The organism is Streptosporangium nanhuense (assembly GCF_059358815.1).
This window is the reverse complement of the sequence record NZ_JCADBG010000037.1, coordinates 19008-36303: the sequence shown is the minus strand read 5'-3', so window position 1 is coordinate 36303 and position 17296 is coordinate 19008. Positions and strand designations below refer to the sequence as shown.

Annotated in this window: 17 protein-coding genes; 6 read left to right on the top strand and 11 right to left on the bottom strand. The window is 73.6% G+C overall.

The window, feature by feature from the left end:
• Positions 1–126: 126 nt before the first annotated feature.
• The 4 genes from AC5L38_RS41045 to AC5L38_RS41030 all read right to left on the bottom strand — a co-directional run bounded on the left by AC5L38_RS41045 (position 127) and on the right by AC5L38_RS41030 (position 3249).
• Entirely contained in the window at positions 127–525 is a 399-nt protein-coding gene (locus AC5L38_RS41045) for a hypothetical protein (RefSeq protein WP_495248224.1), read from the bottom strand.
• A gap of 193 nt (positions 526–718) precedes the next feature.
• Positions 719–2041, bottom strand: coding sequence for a hypothetical protein (locus AC5L38_RS41040; protein WP_495248223.1), 1323 nt, complete (start codon positions 2039–2041; stop codon positions 719–721).
• Between the two features lie 60 nt (positions 2042–2101).
• Complete coding sequence (locus AC5L38_RS41035) at positions 2102–2359, bottom strand: hypothetical protein (RefSeq protein WP_495248222.1); 258 nt, start codon at positions 2357–2359, stop codon at positions 2102–2104.
• Between the two features lie 41 nt (positions 2360–2400).
• Entirely contained in the window at positions 2401–3249 is an 849-nt protein-coding gene (locus AC5L38_RS41030; RefSeq protein WP_495248221.1) for a TetR/AcrR family transcriptional regulator, read from the bottom strand.
• Positions 3250–3391: 142 nt separating this feature from the next.
• Here AC5L38_RS41030 and AC5L38_RS41025 point away from each other — a divergent pair, with 142 nt between their 5' ends.
• Positions 3392–5038 (top strand): ABC-F family ATP-binding cassette domain-containing protein, encoded by a 1647-nt coding sequence (locus AC5L38_RS41025; protein WP_495248220.1) that lies wholly within the window; start codon positions 3392–3394, stop codon positions 5036–5038.
• 235 nt (positions 5039–5273) lie between these two features.
• Complete coding sequence (locus AC5L38_RS41020) at positions 5274–6149, top strand: hypothetical protein (RefSeq protein WP_495248219.1); 876 nt, start codon at positions 5274–5276, stop codon at positions 6147–6149.
• Positions 6150–6188: 39 nt separating this feature from the next.
• On the opposite strand, the gene AC5L38_RS41015 is transcribed toward AC5L38_RS41020, so the two are convergent.
• Positions 6189–6638 (bottom strand): carboxymuconolactone decarboxylase family protein, encoded by a 450-nt coding sequence (locus tag AC5L38_RS41015; protein WP_495248218.1) that lies wholly within the window; start codon positions 6636–6638, stop codon positions 6189–6191.
• 83 nt (positions 6639–6721) lie between these two features.
• Between AC5L38_RS41015 and AC5L38_RS41010 the strand changes: the two genes are divergently transcribed.
• Positions 6722–7606: a sigma-70 family RNA polymerase sigma factor gene (locus tag AC5L38_RS41010; RefSeq protein WP_495248217.1), complete on the top strand. Its 885-nt coding sequence runs from the start codon at positions 6722–6724 to the stop codon at positions 7604–7606.
• Between the two features lie 118 nt (positions 7607–7724).
• Here the strand turns inward: AC5L38_RS41010 and AC5L38_RS41005 are convergent, their stop codons facing one another.
• From AC5L38_RS41005 to AC5L38_RS40995, 3 genes are all read right to left on the bottom strand, one after another.
• Complete coding sequence (locus AC5L38_RS41005; RefSeq protein WP_495248216.1) at positions 7725–7907, bottom strand: hypothetical protein; 183 nt, start codon at positions 7905–7907, stop codon at positions 7725–7727.
• Positions 7908–7983: 76 nt separating this feature from the next.
• Complete coding sequence (locus tag AC5L38_RS41000) at positions 7984–8493, bottom strand: hypothetical protein (RefSeq protein ID WP_495248215.1); 510 nt, start codon at positions 8491–8493, stop codon at positions 7984–7986.
• A gap of 126 nt (positions 8494–8619) precedes the next feature.
• Positions 8620–9066 carry a MarR family winged helix-turn-helix transcriptional regulator gene (locus AC5L38_RS40995; RefSeq protein ID WP_495248249.1) on the bottom strand — a complete coding sequence of 149 codons (447 nt, stop codon included), beginning with the start codon at positions 9064–9066 and terminating at the stop codon, positions 8620–8622.
• Between the two features lie 309 nt (positions 9067–9375).
• Here AC5L38_RS40995 and AC5L38_RS40990 point away from each other — a divergent pair, with 309 nt between their 5' ends.
• Together AC5L38_RS40990 and AC5L38_RS40985 are read left to right on the top strand one after the other, a co-directional pair.
• Positions 9376–9927 (top strand): DinB family protein, encoded by a 552-nt coding sequence (locus tag AC5L38_RS40990; protein WP_495248214.1) that lies wholly within the window; start codon positions 9376–9378, stop codon positions 9925–9927.
• A 191-nt stretch (positions 9928–10118) separates the two neighbouring features.
• On the top strand, positions 10119–10850 hold the full coding sequence (locus AC5L38_RS40985) for a DUF4328 domain-containing protein (protein WP_495248213.1): 732 nt from the start codon (positions 10119–10121) through the stop codon (positions 10848–10850).
• 148 nt (positions 10851–10998) lie between these two features.
• On the opposite strand, the gene AC5L38_RS40980 is transcribed toward AC5L38_RS40985, so the two are convergent.
• The 3 genes from AC5L38_RS40980 to AC5L38_RS40970 all read right to left on the bottom strand — a co-directional run bounded on the left by AC5L38_RS40980 (position 10999) and on the right by AC5L38_RS40970 (position 15612).
• On the bottom strand, positions 10999–11763 hold the full coding sequence (locus AC5L38_RS40980; RefSeq protein WP_495248212.1) for an SDR family NAD(P)-dependent oxidoreductase: 765 nt from the start codon (positions 11761–11763) through the stop codon (positions 10999–11001).
• Between the two features lie 78 nt (positions 11764–11841).
• Positions 11842–14937, bottom strand: a complete 3096-nt coding sequence (locus tag AC5L38_RS40975; protein ID WP_495248211.1) for an ATP-binding protein — start codon at positions 14935–14937, stop codon at positions 11842–11844.
• A 72-nt stretch (positions 14938–15009) separates the two neighbouring features.
• The gene (locus AC5L38_RS40970; protein WP_495248210.1) at positions 15010–15612 is read right to left on the bottom strand and encodes an Ig-like domain-containing protein; all 603 of its coding nucleotides are present in this window, start codon (positions 15610–15612) and stop codon (positions 15010–15012) included.
• A gap of 630 nt (positions 15613–16242) precedes the next feature.
• Here AC5L38_RS40970 and AC5L38_RS40965 point away from each other — a divergent pair.
• Entirely contained in the window at positions 16243–17262 is a 1020-nt protein-coding gene (locus tag AC5L38_RS40965; protein ID WP_495248209.1) for a DUF3800 domain-containing protein, read from the top strand.
• The last annotated feature ends 34 nt before the right edge of the window (positions 17263–17296 follow it).

Sequence of the window (17296 nt, the reverse complement as noted above, 5' to 3'; positions counted from 1 at the left end):
GTGCGAGCATCGGGTGAGCGGGGCGCCCGCGAGGGGGAGCGCGGAGAGAGGGCGGAAGGGCCCCGCCGCCCGTGCCGGGGACGGCGGGGCCCATGACGGCCCGGGATCGGAAGCGGTCAGGCGCGGTCAGGCGCGGCGCGACCCGACGTACTGGAGTTCGGCGAAGACCCCGACCAGGAGAGCCTGGGCGACGACGAAGGCGACGCCCAGCGGGTTGGGGTCCACCCAGCCGGTGAACAGCAGGACGACGCTCGCCACGGCCCACAGCGCGTTGCAGGCGATCAGCGTCCGGACACCTCCCCTGGACGGGACCGGACGGGTCGCCAGGTAGGCGACGAACGCGGTGAACGGCAGCAACCCGATCCCGGCCCAGCGGACCAACGGCTCGGGGAGGGCGAACAGCCCGGCGAGCGGGGTCGCCGCGACGGCCAGCAGGAGCGCGAACCCCCCGGTGAGGAAGGCGTCCGCCCGCAGCACGCGGGTCAGCAGGGAGCTACGGCGGGCGGTGGGGGTGGTCGTGGTCATCGATGTCTCCTTCGCTGAGGGCGCCTGGGATCCCGGCCCCGTTGAGGGGACCGGCCTCCGACGGCGCCGGGGGCACCGGAGCCCCCGACCTCCCCCACGGGAGCGGCCCCCGGCTCCACCGGAGGTGCCGGGGCCTCCGGCGCACCCAGCACACCGCCTCACCCACTGCCATCTGCAGACATGACGCTGCCATTCACTGCCAGTTCTCCCGGCGGAGATCGTCGGCGACGAGTTTGGCCGCCGCGTTCTGCCAGTTGTAGAGCGTACGTTCGGGAACCTCGCCGGCGAACCAGTCGAACGCCTGCCGCTCGGTGGCGGTGAGCCCGCCGCGTCCGGCCCCGCGCCGGTAGGGGCGCAGCCCCCGGACGTAGGGGAAGTACAGGACGTTGTAGAAGCGCCACTCCTCGCTGGTGCCGAACTCGCCGTCGCGGGGCTTGAGCCGCCGGATGCTCTCCAGCAGCAGGTGCCTCAGCTCGGCCGCCCGCTCCAGCGGGATGTCACCGGTGATCCGCGCGTCGATCACCGGCAGGTTCGCGAGCGGGCTGCTCGCGAGCTTGCCCAGATCGCCGTAACCGGCCAGGGCGCGCCGCGTCAGCCGTACGAACTCGGCCTCGTCCGGGGGCGGCGGTCCCTGCTCGCGACGCGGCAGCGCCTCGGACGTCGCGCGCAACTCGGCCCGCTCCCGGCGAATTCCCGGATCTCCGGGAAAGGCGATCCGGTCCAGGGCCCGGTGCACCGGACCGGCCAGCGTCTGTACGGCGACGGCCACCCCGACCACGCCGAACAGCAGCGCCGAGAGGGCGGGCGTGGACCCGCCGAGCACGACGGCCAGCGCGACCTGGCCACCGGACGCGACGGCCACGACCGTCGCCCCCAGCAGGGACCGCAGCATGTCGCGCCAGAGCGCCTCGCCCGCCTGGAACGCGCTGGACATCGCGATGGTCACGCCCAGCAGGACCATGTCCACGTCGACGGCGACGACGAAAAGCAAGCTGGGCGGGCCGAACAGCGGGAACACGAGCAGCGCGGCCCCCTGCCCGAAGAACAGCGTGGCGACCGCCGCCAGCCACCCGACCCTCGGCGGCCTGGCCCGCACGAGCAGCACCAGCACCCCGGCCAGCGGTGCCAGCAGCAACACCCCGGTCACCACCCGCGCCGCCAGACCCACCCCAGTGTCCGGGCCGGACACCGACAGCCACGCGAACGCCACGAGTGTGAGCGGGACGAGCCCTCTGGACCAGGCCCGGTCCAGCCGCTCGACACCGGGAACCAGGGTCAGCACGGCCCCCGTCCACAGCAGCGCCGGCAGGTAGACCAGCAGGGTCTCGACCGCGCCCAGCGCCTCCGCCACGGGAGCCGGTACGGCGGTGCGCACCTGGGCGATCGCCAGCGCGGCGCCGTAGGCCAGCAGCCCCAGCCCGGCCCGCCTCGGCCCGCGCTCCCGGGGATCCCGCGCGATCACGTAACACCCGAGCCACCAGGTGAGCCCGCACACGGCCGCGACGGCGAAGAGCATCGCGTCTCCTTTCCCGCTCCTTCCCGGCCGCGAGCGTACCGACCGCACGTCCCGGCGCCGTCACGAGGTGAGCGGGGATCCGCGGGGAGCCCGTTCGTCAGGGGTGGTGCCGAACGTCAGGAGTGGTGGTGAACCCGGGCGAGCGCCTTTACGTTGTAGATTAACGGCTTTGCCGCCGAGCGAGGTTCCCACGACGGAGACGAGCCGGACGGCGAGAGCGGCCGGCACGTCGTCGAGCCACAGCGCGTGGGCGTCGGAGTCCAGGGCGGGCCGCGAGGGGGCGCTCAGGCCCGGCTCGCCGATCGTGTCGACCTGCACGATGCCGGACACCTCGACGTGGCGCCGGCGCCCGGCCCGCCTCACCGGATCCGCGACCCGATGCCGTCCAGGAGATAGTCCAGCCCGGTGGCGAACACCGCGTCCCAGTCGTTGCCGATCGGGGATCCGTGCGCGGCGAGAGTCGGGTACAGCTCGCGGCGGGTCAGCACGTGCTGGTCGGCGGCCCGCCTCCACTCGGCCTCGCCGTACCCGGCGCCGGCGACCTGCATCGTCGCGGAACCGATGACGTAGTTGGCCAGGGCGTAGGCGGCGGCGGTCAGGTGCGGGCCGGTGAGACCCGCCCCCGCCAGCACGGCGTGCAGGTATTCGGTGCGGGCCAGGACGTTGGGGCCCAGCAGGGGCCGGTCCAGCACCGTCACCGACCACGGGTGGCGCAGCATGGTGGCGCGCCACCCGCAGATCAGAGCGGCGGCGTCCTCACGCCACGCACCGCCCGCTCCCGGCGGAACGGGCACCTCGCCGCCCGCTTCCGGCGGAACGGGCACCTCGGCGCCCGCTTCCGGTGAAACGGATACCGCACCGCCCGCTCCCGCTCCCACCCCCGCTTCCGGGGGGACCGGCACCGCATCGCCTGATCCCGGCGGGACCGGCACCTCGCCGAACACGGCGTCGAGCGCGAGGTCCAGCACGTCGTCCTTGGTCTCGACGTGCAGGTAGAGCGTGGTGGCGGCGGTCTCCAGCCGCTCGGCGAGGCGGCGCATGGTCAGCCGGTCGGCTCCCTCCTCGTCCAGCAACCCCACGGCCGCCGCCACGATCCGCCCGAGGGTGACGACCGGCTCGGCCCGGCCCGCGCGCGGGGGCCGCAGCCACACCCCCGGCGCCGCCTCGCCGCTCTGGCGGCGCGTTCTCCTGCCCGGCGTAGCGTTCACGACTCTCCGATCCCTGTCTCTCCCACCCCGGTGATCCTAATGGCTTGAGAAGTACTCCGATCAATGTTCATACTGTATGACCAATGTTCTAGCTGCGGTTTCTCAAATGTGACGAGGCCGCCGTCTTCGAGGAGCCGCCACCGTGGGACACGTCGAGGCCGACGAGCTGACCTACGTGCTGCCGGACGGGCGGCTGCTGCTCAACGAGGTGTCCTTCCGCGTGGGCGACGGCGTCATCGCCGCGCTGGTCGGCCCCAACGGCGCCGGCAAGACCACTTTGATACGGCTGATCGCGGGCAACCTCTCCCCCTCCGCCGGGCGGGTCACCGCGTCCGGCGGACTCGGCGTGATGCGCCAGTTCATCGGGGGCCTTCGCGGAGGTCTGACGGTACGCGAGCTGCTGCTGGCGGTGGCCCCGGAACGCGTGCGCGCCGCGACCGCCGAGCTGGAGCGGGCCGAGCGCGCGATGGGGGAACGCGACCTGGAGGAGACCCAGCTCGCCTACGCCCGCGCCCTCGGCGACTACGCCGACGCCGGGGGCTACGACATCGAGGTCATCTGGAGCGCCTGCACCACCTCGGCCATGGGGGCCGCGTACGAGGACGTGGCGGGCCGCGACGTCGGCACGCTGTCGGGCGGTGAGCAGAAGAGGCTCGCGCTGGAGGCGCTCCTGCGCGGCCCCGACCAGGTCCTGCTGCTCGACGAGCCCGACAACTACCTGGACGTCTCCGGAAAGCAGTGGCTGGAGGAGCAGCTGGAGGCCACCCGGAAAACGGTCCTGCTCGTCTCCCACGACCGCCGGCTGATCGCCAACACGGCCGTCCGCGTCATCACCGTCGAGTCACGCGGGGTGTGGACCCACGGCGGCGGCTTCGCCACCTACGCCCAGGCCCGCCTCGACCGCAACGCGCGCCTGCACGAGCGCCGTCGGCGCTGGGACGAGGAGCACGCCCGCCTCAGGAGAATGGTCCACACCCTGCGCCAGAAGGCGACCAACAACGACTCCGTCGCGTCCGCCTACCGGGCCGCCCAGACCCGGCTGGGCAGGTTCGAGGAGGCGGGCCCGCCCGAGAGCGCGCCCAGGGAGCAGAACGTCCGGATGCGCCTGAGCGGCGGCCGTACCGGCAAGCGCGCGCTCACCTGCACCCGCCTGGAGCTGACCGGCCTGACGGAGCCGTTCGACGTCGAGGTCCACTACGGGGAGCGGGTGGCCGTCCTCGGCCCGAACGGCTCCGGCAAGTCCCATTTCCTGCGGCTGCTGGCCGGATCGGGGGGCGGCGCGCTCCCCGCGGCGTCCGGGTCGCCCACGCCGGTACGCCACCGAGGCACCGTGGAACTCGGGGCCAGGGTGGTGCCCGGCCACTTCGTCCAGACGCACGCCCGGCCCGACCTGGCCGGGCGGGCTCCCGCCGACATCGTCATGGCCGCCGGGGCGCCGACGCTCAACGACGCCATGGCCTCCCTCGCCCGCTACGAGCTCGCCCCCGCCGGGCGGCAGTCCTTCGAGACCCTCTCCGGCGGCCAGCAGGCACGCCTGCAGATCCTGCTGCTCGAACTGTCGGGAGCCACCCTGCTGCTGCTCGACGAGCCGACCGACAACCTCGACCTCGCCAGCGCGCAGGCCCTCCAGGACGGCCTCGCCTCCTTCTCCGGCACGGTCCTCGCCGTCACCCACGACCGGTGGTTCGCCGACGACTTCGACCGGTACCTGATCTTCGGCGCCGACGGGGAGGTCCGGGAGTCCGGCGAACCCCTCTGGCAGCCGGACCGGCCCCGCCGCGCGCGGTGACGGGCCCGGAGACGCGGCAGACCCGGAACCGGCTACGGGCGGACGATGCTCGCGTCACCGACGAGTGCCCCCGCTCCCGACCCCGCTCCCGGTCCCGCTCCCGACCTCGTTCCCGGCCCCGACCCCGCTCCCGTTCCCGTTCCCGGTCCCGCTCCGGCCTGTCCAGGAGGGGCGTGGGCGCGGCGTCCGATTCCTACAAGACGACCGGGCAGGTCGTCCGCCAGCATTGGGCACCGTGAGTGAAAGCATCCTTGACACCGCCGGGGCCTTCATCGTTCGCGAGGGGCGCCTGCTCGAACGCCGCCTGTTCGCCACCCTCTTCCACGCGGCACCCGCCACCGGCGTGGTCGACGCCCTGCGCGGCTACCGGAACGCGGACGGCGGCTTCGGCCACGGTCTCGAACCCGACAAGCGCTGCCCCGACAGCCTGCCCGTCGACGTGGGAGTCGCGTTCCAGACACTGCTGGCGGCCGGTGTGCCCGAGACCGGCTCACTGGTCCCGGAGGCGTGCGACTGGCTGGCGACGGTCGCCGCGCCCGACGGGGCCGTGCCGCTGTCCCTGCCGGTCATGGAGGCCTATCCCAGGGCCGCGCACTGGTCCGAGTGGACCTACACGCCGGGGCTGAACCCCACCGCCGGGCTGGCCGGGCTGCTGCACCGGATGGGCGTGGAGCATCCGTGGCTCACCCAGGCCACCGACTGGTGCTGGTCGGCGCTGGAGAAGGGCTTCCCCGACGACGCGCACGCCATGTCCGAGACGCTCGTCTTCCTCGAACACGTCCCGGATCGCGACCGGGCCGAACAGTTCGCCGAGCGGGTGGGCGAGTGGCTCCCCCACCTGCGGTGGTACCGGAGCGATCCCGCCGACCCGGAGTACGGGGTCACCCCCCTGCACCTCGCCCCCCACCCCGGCAGCCGCTGGCGCCGGCTGTTCGGCGACGAGGTGATCGAGGGCCATCTCGACCGGCTGGCGGCCGACCGGCAGCCCGACGGGGGATGGGCCATCACCTGGGAGCCTCCCGGCGCGGCCGCCACCCTGGAGTACCGGGGGGTCGAGACCCTGCGGGCCCTCCAGGTGCTCAGCGCCTACCGGCGGGTGCCGTCGAGCTGACGGGGTCTCCGGAGGCGCGTCTCCGCAGATCCGCCCGGCTCACCAGGTCTTGCCGGCCTGCTCCCGGATCGTGCGGTTGATCCGGTTGAAGAAGTTGGTCAGCGCGATCTCCAGGTTGAGCACGGACAGCTGCCCGTCGTCGAAGTGGTCGGCGGCGGCGTCCCAGATCTCGTCGGTCACACCCGGCGCGCCGTCCTGGATCCGGGTGGCGGCCTCGGTCAGCGCGAGCGCCGCCCGCTCCGCGTCGGTGAAGAACGGCGTCTCGCGCCAGGCGGCCACGCTGTGCAGCCGCTCGTCGGTCTCCCCCTGCTTCCTGGCCGCCGTGACCCCGGCGAAGACGCACGGGCTGCAGCCGTTGATCTGGCTGGCGCGCACGTGGACCAGCCCGAGCAGGCGCGGGTCGACGCCACCGGCGTGAATCGCCTTGTAGAGGTGCTGGATCGCCGTCATCACGTCGGCGTTCGCCTCGCTCTTCATACGTGCTTCCATCGGTCTTGCTCCCTCATCGGTTACCTGAGCCCCTCCGGGCCCGTCATCACCCATGACGGAGCGGTTCCAAGGAAGGTAACGACATGTCCGGCACCAGCCCGATGGACCCGGTGGGCGAGGCGTTCGAGGCCCAGCGCGACCGGCTGCGCGCGGTCGCCCACCGCATGCTCGGCTCGCACGCCGACGCCGAGGACGTGGTCCAGGAGGCCTGGCTGCGGCTCTCCCGCCAGGACACGGCGACCATCCACAACCTCGCCGGCTGGCTGACCACGGTGGTCGGCCGGATCAGTCTCGACGTCCTGCGATCACGCCAGGCCCGCCCCGAGGCGTCCTACGACGACCGGCTGCCCGAGCTCGTCGTGACGGCCGACGACGGCCTCGCGCCGGAGGACGACGTGGCGCTCGCCGATTCGGTCGGGCTCGCGCTCCTGGTCGTCCTGGAGTCGCTCGGACCGAGCGAGCGGCTGGCGTTCGTGCTGCACGACCTGTTCGCGGTGCCGTTCGAGGAGATCGGCCAGATCCTCGGCAGGTCCACCGACGCCACCAAGATGCTCGCCAGCCGCGCTCGCAGGAAGGTGCGGTCGACCGAGCGGCCGGCGACCGCCGGACGGGAACGGCGCGAGGTGGTCCAGGCCTTCCTGGCGGCGGCTCGCGGCGGCGACTTCGAGGGGTTGCTGCGCGTGCTCGACCCGGAGGTGAGGCTGACCGTCGACACCCCCGGCGGTGTGGTCGTCGTCCTCGGCGCCACCAGGGTCGCCACCGGCGCGTCCGAGCGGGTCGCCGCAGGCGGGGCCGCGCGAGGGCGGGCGGTGCTCGTCGACGGCCTTCCCGGGTTCGTCTCCTGGCGCGAGGACGGAACCCCGCTCTCGGTCATGGCGTTCACCGTCGTCGACGGCCGGATCGCCGCCATCTCGACCGTGATCGACCCGGCCAGGCTCGCGTCGATGGACCTGCCGGATCCTTGGTGAGTCACCGCCGGGCGTGCATGAGCGGGCTCCGCGCGGAGCCGGAGCCCTCCGGCCCGTTCGAGGACCCGGTGTCCGTACGAGCCCCGGGCCACCGGCGGTCCCGGTCCCGCCCTCACGGTCACGGCGGCATGTTCCCGTGCCGCCCGCGGGACTCGGGGACGGCGGCGAAGGCCTCCACCAGCCGCCGCCGCGCGCGGGCGGGCTCGACGACCTCGTCGATCACGCCGAGGGACGGCGCGCGGTCGACGCCGCCCGCCACCCGGCGGGCCGGCCGAGGTGCCGAAGGCCGCCCAGAAGACACGGGTCACACGAAACGATCGAGGAAACGACGGGCCGGTGAGTCGTCTCACCGGCCCGTCATCCAGGGACGCGCGTGCTCACGGGTAGGCCCCCGGGCGGGCGATCATCAGGACGACGACCACCGCCCACAGCAGGTTGTAGATCCCGGCGAGCATGGAGAGCGCGCGCAGGCGTTTGCCGTCGTCGGGGTCGGCGAGCGCGTCACGCTGGCCCGGATGGATCCGCAGGGCCAGCAGGCCGCCCGCGGCCACGGTGAGGATCATGGAGATGGCTATCCACACCTCGCCCATCCGGCCCTGGACGAGGGCCAGGGCGATCCCGACGACGGGCACGACGACGCCGAAGACGCCGTAGACCCGGGTGATGCGGTGCAGCAGGACGGCCACGGCCCGGTTCCGCTCCTCGGACGCCGCCGGGTCCGCCGGGGCCGCGGAGGGCGATCCGGCCGGGCCGGCCCCGGCGGCCGGGCCCACGGGAACGCCGGTGGCGACCGGCGCGTAGCGGGGGAACAGGCTCGTCGCGACGGCCGAGCCCCCGACGAACACGATGCCGGCGAGCACATGGACCGACAGCAACACGGCTTCCACGGATTCTCCCTTCCTCGCAACCTTCAGGCAGACTGAAGCCTAACATGAAAGCTTCAGCCAACCTGAAGCTAAAAAGGGCGAGGGGTGACACGCAGCCCGCCGGGACGCGGGCTCCGGGCGAACGGATCAGGGCGTGGAGGGACCCTCGAACGCGGCGCGTACGGCACCGGCGACCTGCTGCTGGATCGGGTCCGCGGCGGGGCCGAACAGCAGGTCGTCGACCTCGGCTATCGCACCCGTCGCCGCCTCCAGGAGGCGCGCCCCGTCGGGCGTGATCTCGATGGTCGACGCGGAACCGGCGCGGGCGGTGTTGTCGCGCACCAGTCCGGCACCGGCGAGCACCTTCACCGCGGCGTGGACGCTCTGGACCGTCGTGCCTGACATGCGTGCCAGGTCGCTGAACGACACCCCGGGCACGCCGGCGATGTGACCGAGCAGACCGAGCCTGCTGACCGTGAGATCGAGCGACGCGAGGGCGGCGTTGAGTTCGGTCTCGATCCGGCGCGCCAGCGTAAGCAACACGATGGAGACGCTGGTCACGGGCGGACCGGGGCGGCTGTTCTCGATGGTCACCTCTCCAGTCTCCCGCACCGGGGAAGTATCGGGTCGCCACCGACGGGGAACGGGAGAGGACACGGGCAGGGAGAGGGATACGGACGGGGACAGGGTCCGCTCCCCTCACCGGGCATGTATCCGGATCAGAGGCGCAACCATACCCGACGATCACGCCGGCGGGGTCGGCCCACGCCTGACCTGGCCCGGCCCGCACTCCGCCCGGCCCGGCCCCGTCCTCCGGCCGGTGAGAACCGGTGTCCTTCCCGCCGGTGTCCCGCCGGTGAAAACCGGTGGCGGGGCCGCCGGGGGCGGTGCCAGGGTTTCCGCGTGACCGTACCCCGCGTTGACCTACTGATCCGGCAGCTCGACATCGCATGGGCGCTGTTCGAGCACCACCTGAAGGACCTCGACGATCCGGCCTGCCTCTGGGAGCCCGCACCGGGCTGCTGGACCGTCCGGCAGGACGGCCGGGGCCGCTGGGTGGCCGACTGGGAGGTGCCGGAGCCCGAGCCCGCGCCGGTCGTCTCGATCGGGTGGCTGACCTGGCACATCGGCTTCTGGTGGACGACCACCCTCGGACACTGCTTCGGCTCGGGCGCCCCCGCCCGCGAGGAGATCACCTGGCCGGGCGGCGCCTCGGCCGCGGCCGGCTGGCTGCGCGGGCTGAAGGACGACTGGCGGGCGGGGCTGCTGCCGCTCACCGACGCCGACCTCGACTCCACCGACAGGACCGCCGGGCTGCCGTGGGGGCGGGAACAGAGGCTGGTCGACATCGCGGGCTGGGTCACCGTCGAGCTGACCAAGAACGTCTCCGAGATCGGCGTCGTCCGCCATCTCCGCGAAGCGCGCGGGCACGAGCCGGGCGGCTCCCAGATGTGATCACGCGGCACCTCCGGGCCCGCCGCCCACAGGGGCGCGGCGGGCCGGCAGAGAACAGGGCGCGAAGGCTTCGACCCGCGACGACCCGCGACGACCCGCGACGAAGGCGCGGTCGCACCACGCCGTGACCTGCCCGCCGGATCTCAGGTGCCGTGTGATGACACGCCGGGATACATTCTCATCCTCTTCGCATGATCACACAGAGGACGAGAATGCATCCCTCCCCCGCTCCCCCTTTCCCGAGGCCCGTGCGGCCGGTCCACGCCCTGGCGATCGCGGTCGTGGTGTTGCTGGGGGTCACGACGCTGATCGACCTTCTCGCGCTCGTGGGAACCGTGGAGCGCCTCTCGCTGCTCTCCAGGATCGTGGACGCCCCGTACACGGTCGACGTGGACGCGCTGAGGGCCAACGACGACTGGTACGCCTTCTTCGGTCGGGCGCGGTCCGCTGTCTACATCCTCACCGGGATCACGTTCCTGATCTGGCTGACCGCGGCCCGGTCCAACGCCGAGGCGCTCACGGCGATCGAGCACCGTAGAGACTCCCGGTGGGTCGTGCTGGGCTGGCTGCTCCCGGTCGTGAGCCTGTGGTTTCCCAAGCAGGTCGTCGACGACATCTGGGCGACGTCCAAACCCGGCCACCTCTCTGCGAACCCGCCGCAACCCGCCGCGTTGCGGAACGCCCCCCGGTCATGGCTGGTGCGGGCCTGGTGGTCGACATGGCTGCTCTCCACCTGGGTCTCCCTCGTCGTCCACCTGCTCACGTCCCGGGCCGAAGGCCCGGCCTCCCTCCTCCTCGCGGCCCAGGCCGAGCTCCTCTTCGCCGCACCGAACGCGATCTGCGCCGTCCTGGCCTCCCTGGTCGTCATGAGGATCACCCGATTCCAGGAGCACCGGTACCCGTCCCTCGCACCGGCGTCCTGAGCCGCTCCGCCCGGGATCGCGGCACCGGCGTCCTGAGCCGCTCCGCCCGGGATCGCGACGGCTCGGCACGGCCTCCGGGTTCCGCGCCGCGCGGGCGGCCCGCCCGGAGCGCGGGGCCGCGTCCGTGAGGCGCGCCCGCCTCGGGCGCTCAGGCGCGGGGGCCGAGATACATGCCGCCGCTGACGTCGAGCACGTGGCCGGTGACCCAGCGGCCGTCGTGGGAGGCCAGGAACGCGACCGCGTCGGCGATGTCGGCGGGCAGCCCGACCCGGCCCAGCGCCGTCAGGCCGCTCACGAACTCCTCGACGCCGGGGTCTCGCAGCAGTGAGGCGTTCAGGTCGGTGAGGGTCGCGCCCGGCGTGACGGTGTTCACCGTGATGCCCCGCGCCCCCAGCGCGTTCGCCAGGGTGAAACCCATGGTCTCGACGGCTCCCTTGGTCATGGCGTAGGAGGTCTGGAAGGGCGTGGCGACCCGGGTGCTCGTGGAGGAGACGGTGATGACGCGCCCGCCGTCGCGCATCAGCGGGAGGGCTCGCCGGATGATGAAGAACGGCGCCTTCACGTTGACGGCGAACAACCGGTCGAACTCCTCCGGGGTGGTCTCCTCGATCGGCCCGGCCGGCGGTCCGGCCGCGTTGTTGACCAGGATGTCGAGCGGCTCTCCCGACAGCCCCTCGGCCAGCCCGGCGAACAGGGTGTCCACGTCGCCGTCGACGCCGAGTTCGGCCCGGACCGGGAAGGCCCGCCCACCGGCCTCCCCGATCGTGGCCACCGTCTCGTTCGCCGCGGCCTCGTCGCGGCCGTAGTGCACGGCGGTCAGCGCGCCGTCGGCGGCGAGCCGTCGGGCGATGGCGCGGCCGATGCCGCGCGAGGCTCCCGTCACCAGTGCCGTCTTGCCGGTCAGGCTTCCCATGCGAAGGCTCCCTCGTCGGTGGTCGGTACGGCCAGCGTCGAGCACGGCGCTGACCGTCCGCGCACCGGACGTCGACCGTCACGCACCGGGCGGTGCCGGGCGGAGCAGGGCGAGGACGTCCTCGCAGGTCATCGTCTTGCCGCGGGCGAAGGCCGCGGTATATCCCTGCGTTCCGGCCCGGTCCCGGGCCGCCGAGGCCACCTCGGGTCTCACCACCTCCCCGGCACCGTGTACGGCGACGGCCGCGCCCAGCAGCAGCGCGGCGCGCTCGGCCCCGCCGGTCCCGCCTTCGAGCAGGGCGAGACCGGCGGCGCCGGCGATCGCCTCGGCCGCCACCGGACGGTCGCGATGGCCGGCCGCGACATCCAGCGCCCGGTGCAGCCGGGCTCGCGCCTCGGCGAGATCACCCTCGGCCTCGGCGATCCGGCCCAGCCCGATCAGGGCCCGCGCCCGCGTCCGCCCGGCGCCCGCCGTCGCGGCGGTGCCCCCGTCCAGGGCCAGCTCGAAGAGACGCCGGGCGCCGGGCAGGTCGCCACGCAGCCGCGAGACCTCGCCGAGCCCGCAACGCGCCCCGGCCACCGTTTCCGCGGTGCCCGTCGTCCGGGCCAGTTCGGCGGCGCGCTCGTAGTCGCGGTAGGCGGCGGCGAGGCCGCCGCCCTCGCGGATCGCCCCGTACGCGCGCCGGCACAGCAGGTCCGCGGCGGCCTCGGCGGCTCCGAGCTCGCCGAGCAGCGCGAGCGCCTCGTCACTCGACGCCGACGACCTCGCCCGATCCCCCCGCCAGGCGGCGATCTCGGCCAGCCGGTCCAGCGCGTTGGCGGCCCCCCACCGGTCACCGGCCGACCGGAAGTCGTCGAGTGCCCGCAGGAACTCCCCCTCGGCCCTGGCCGGCTCGCCGCCGAACAGCCACCGGTGCCCCTCGCTCAGCCGTAACAGCGCCTGCGACCACGGGTCGGGGCCGAGCAGCCCCGGCGGGAGGGGGACGGCGGCGTCCGCGGGCACCATGGCCATGGAGTACAGGAGGAGAAGGTGCGGGCGCCGGAGCGGGCGCCCCCGGGTGACGATGATCGTCTGGGCCCGTTCCAGGCCCGGGAGGGCGGCCCTCGCGCTGTGGACGGCGCACAGGACGTACTCCTCCACCAGCTCGGGCGGCACCGAGGCGCCGAACGTCTCGACGAGCGCGGCGGCCGGCGGGGCGCCCTCGTCACGCAGGCCGCTGAGCCACCAGTGCCACGACAGCGCGGCGGCCAGGCGCAGCCCCAGGACGGGGTCGGCGCCGGCCGCCCAGCGCAGCGCGGCGTGGAGGTTGCCGTGCTCGGTGGCGAGCGTGGCCGCCCACTCCAGCTGCGAGGCGCCGCGCAGGTGGGCGTCGGCGGTCTCGGCGAGGTCGTGGAAGTAGGTGGCGTGCGCCCGTTGTACGGCTTCCCGCTCACCGGCCTCGGCCAGCCGTCCGGCGCAGAACTCCCGTACGGTGTCCAGCATGTGATAGCGGCCGCCGCGGGCCTCCACCAGCGACTTGTCCACCAGGCCGGTCATCGCGCCGGTGGTGTCGGGCAGCCCGCAGACGCGAGTGGCCGTCTCCAGGGTCGCGCCGCCGGCGAAGACCGTGAGGCGCCTGGCCAGTAGCCGCTCCCGGTCGTCGAGCAGCTCCCAGCTCCACTCGATCACCGCGCGCAGCGTCCGGTGGCGTGGCGGGGCCGTGCGGTCGCCCCGCGACAGCAGCCGGAACCGGTCGTCCAGCCGGTCGGCGATCTCCTCGACCGTGAGCGAGCGCAGCCGCGCGGCGGCGAGCTCGATGGCCAGGGGCAGCCCGTCGAGGGCCGCGCAGATCCGCGAGACCGTCCCCACGTTGCCGCCGTCCACCGCGAACCCCGGTCGCACCGCGGCGCCCCGGTCGGCGAACAGCCGTACGGCGGCGTGGCCGAGTGCCTCCTCGGGCCCGGCCTCGGGCCCGGGGAGCGCCAGCGGCGACACCGGGTACAGCGACTCGCCCGTGATGCCCAGCGCCTCCCTGCCGGTGGCCAGCACCCGCAGCTCCGGGCACGCGGCCAGCAGCCGGTGGACCAGCCGGGCCACCTCGTCGAGGAGGTGTTCGCAGTTGTCGACGACGAGCAGCGTCCGGCGGCCCTCCAGCTCGGCGACCAGGCGGCCGAGAGGATCGGCCGAGCCGGGGAGCAGCCCGTACTCGCGCAGTCCCAGCGCCAGGCCCACCGCCCGCGGGACCCGCGCGCCGTCGCCGAGCGGGGCCAGGTCCACGAAGCACACCTCGCCCGCTCGCCGCCGGGCCACCTCGACGGCCAGCCGGGTCTTGCCCGCCCCGCCCGGCCCGGTGAGGGTGACCAGGCGCGCCGTCCCCAGCAGGTCGCCGATCCCGGCGCACTCCCGCTCGCGTCCCACGAAGCCGGTGAGCTGGGCGGGCAGGCCCGTGCGGGGCGGCCGCGCGTCGCGCAGGACGGCCAGGTGGACGTTCCCGAGTTCGCCGGACGGGTTCGCGCCCAGTTCCTCGGCCAGGGCGCGCCGGGCGTCCTCGAACACCGCGAGCGCCTCGGCCTGCCGGCCCGAGCCGTGCAGCGCCCGCATGAGCTGGCCTCGCAGCCGTTCCCGCAACGGGTGCGCGTCGACCATTCTCCGCAGCTCGGCCACCATCTCGCGATGCTCGCCCAGCGCGAGTTCGGCCTCCGCCCTGTCCTCGAAGGCGGTGACCCGCGACTCCTCCAGGCGAGCCGCCTGGGCCCCGGCGAACGGCGCGCCGGACACGTCCGCCAGGGCCGGGCCCCGCCACAGCCCCAGGCCCTCACGGAGCAGGGCGGCCGCGCGACGGTGGTCACCGGCGGCCAGCGCGCGCCGTCCCTCGCGGGCGAGCCGCTCGAACCGGTGCGCGTCGACGCTCTCGGGGTCGGCGACGAGGCGGTAGCCCGCCGGATGGAACTCGACCCGCGCGCCGACGGCCCGCAGCCCCCGGCGCAGCCGCGACACCTGGGACTGCAGGGCGTTCGCCGCGCCGGGCGGCGGCGCCTTCCCGTACAGGCCGTCGATCATCCGCTCCGCGGTGACCACCCGGCCCGCGTCCATCAGCAGCAGGGCGAGCAGCGCGCGCAGACCCGGCCCGCCGACGGGGACAGGCCTTCCCGCGTCGGACCGCACTTCCACCGGGCCGAGGACACCGAACAACACACCGCGGATTATCTCCCACCCACCTCCCGGCCGGTCGGTGTACGGGACGGGCCCGAGGCGCCGGGCGCCCCGCTACGCGTTTCCGCCGAACACGATCCGGGTGCGGATCCTCTTCCCGGGGACCGTACTCCCGGCCTTCCCGGAAGCCGTACTCCCGGCCTTCCCGGAAGCCGGGCTGCCGGCCCGCGCGGGGACCGGGCTCCCGGCCTGGCCGGAGGCGGGACTCCTGCTCTCCATGTTGACCCCTATCCCGATCCCCCCCGGGCCCGTCGGCGGGCACGGGCAGCCGAGGCCGACGCGCTGGATCAGCAGCGGCGTCTGGCTCGGGTCGAAATCGGCCGTACCCGGGTAGTAGGCGACGATGCGGTGCGCGCCGTCGGGAAGGGTCGAGGTCGTCAGGGTCGCGACACCCGACACGAGCAGGGCCGTACCCAGGGTCACCCCGTCGGTGGCGAAGGTGACGCGGCCCGTGGGGGCGCTCCCGTCCTCCGCCGTCACCGTCGCGACGAAGGAGATCGGGGCGTCGTCGTCCCCTCCGGCGCACGTCGAGTTCAGCCCGTTCGTGGTGACGATCCCGCACGCCTGGAGGGCGGGCGCGGCAGCGTCCGGGGGCACCGGCTCCGCCGCGTTCGCGGCGCGGGGCGCGGCGACGGCCCCCATCGTGATCAGTGTCATGAGGATCCCCGTCAACCCCGAACGGACCACCTTCCACGCCGCCCCACGAGATCTATTGTCATATTTCATAATATATTTCTTTTCTTTTGGTATTGTGCCACCCGGACGCATTGAGATGATGCGTCACGCCTTCCGACATTACCAATCGGCGGCACAATGCCCCGCCATATGGCATACCAGCAGATCCCAGCGAAGCAATTTATCAACCACAAAAAGCCGCCAAACAGATGGAGCTTGAAATTTATCGATAAAGGCGACAATTCACTGCCTTGCCCGGCCCGGCGACTCGCCCCTCGCGCCCGCCACGAAAGCCCTCCGGGCACGAAATCCGCGCGCCGCGCGGGCTCCCTCAGCGCCTGAAGATCAACTGCCACGGCGTCGGGGCCGACTCCCGCCGCACCCGATGGCTCATCTTCGCGCTGCCCGCCCGGCGATACGGCCGCGCCGGTCAACTCCGAGACGGAGGCGCCAGCGCGGCACGACGCGCCGCCGATGGCACGGACCGAAAAATCCGTTGCGCGAGTATCAGGGTGACGTATCCTAAAGAATCGTCCATTAACCATGGAACCGGGCAGTGACCGATATCGCAAGGACATCATGCGGGCACAATCCGTATCGGCCGATCAACCCGTGGAAATCAGCTGCGACGAGTCCGGCTCGGAGGGCGAGAAACTCATCGGCGGGAACACCGACGTTTTCACGCACGCCAGCGTGTGCATGGACGTCGAGTCGGCGGCGAGCTGCATTCGGGGAATACGCGACAGAGGCCCCTCCCCGGCCGTGGAGTACAAGGCGAACGTCCTGCTCCGCGAGAAGAACCGGCGTGCCCTCACGTGGCTGCTCGGGCCGTCGGGGCCGATCCACGGCAAGGCCCACGTGCACCTGACCGACAAGACGTTCGTCGTCGTCGGGAAACTCGCCGGGCTGCTGGCCGGGGAGACCGCTCACGCTCCAGGCCCGCGACGGGACCGGCAGGTCACCGCCATGGCCGCCACCCTGTACCGCGAGGGCCGGCGCGCGTTCGGGCACGAACGGTGGCAGTCCTTCCTGGAGGCGTTCAACGACCTGATGCGCGCCGGCAACGGCCGGGGCCCGGCGACGTCCGCCGAAGCGTTCTTCGACACGGTCGACGACCTGCGCCTCGCCGGCGCGGGGAGCGAGATCGGCGAGATCATGGGACTGCTCCGGCGGGCCAGGCCTCGCGTGGACTCCTTCCTGGCGCGGCTCCTCGACGGCCCGCGGGTGATCCCGGCGCTGGACCCCCTGATCCCGGCCATCGTCCGGGCCGTCGTCTTCTGGGGTGAGGGCACGAGGCCCGTCTCGATCGTTCACGACCGGCAGACCGCGCTGACGGAGGAACGCGTCGCGCGGATCAGGGAGATGCTGGGCGAGCCGCGGCCCGACGGTCTCCCCTGGCCGCCGGGTGGCCGGCTGGCCGGGCTGAGGTTCGTCGCCTCGCACGAGGACCCGCGGATCCAGGTCGCCGACCTCCTCGCCGGGGCGGCGCGGAAGATAGCCTCGGACGAGCTCAACGGCCGGGGCGACGCGGAGCTCACCGCCCTGCTGCGGCCGTACGTGGACGCGTTCTCGATCTGGGGGGACGACCGGAGCTGGTCCCTGCTGGAGTCCGTGTCCGGCACCCGGCCGTGAGACCCCGGCGGGGGCGGGCCGGGCCCGTGCCCGC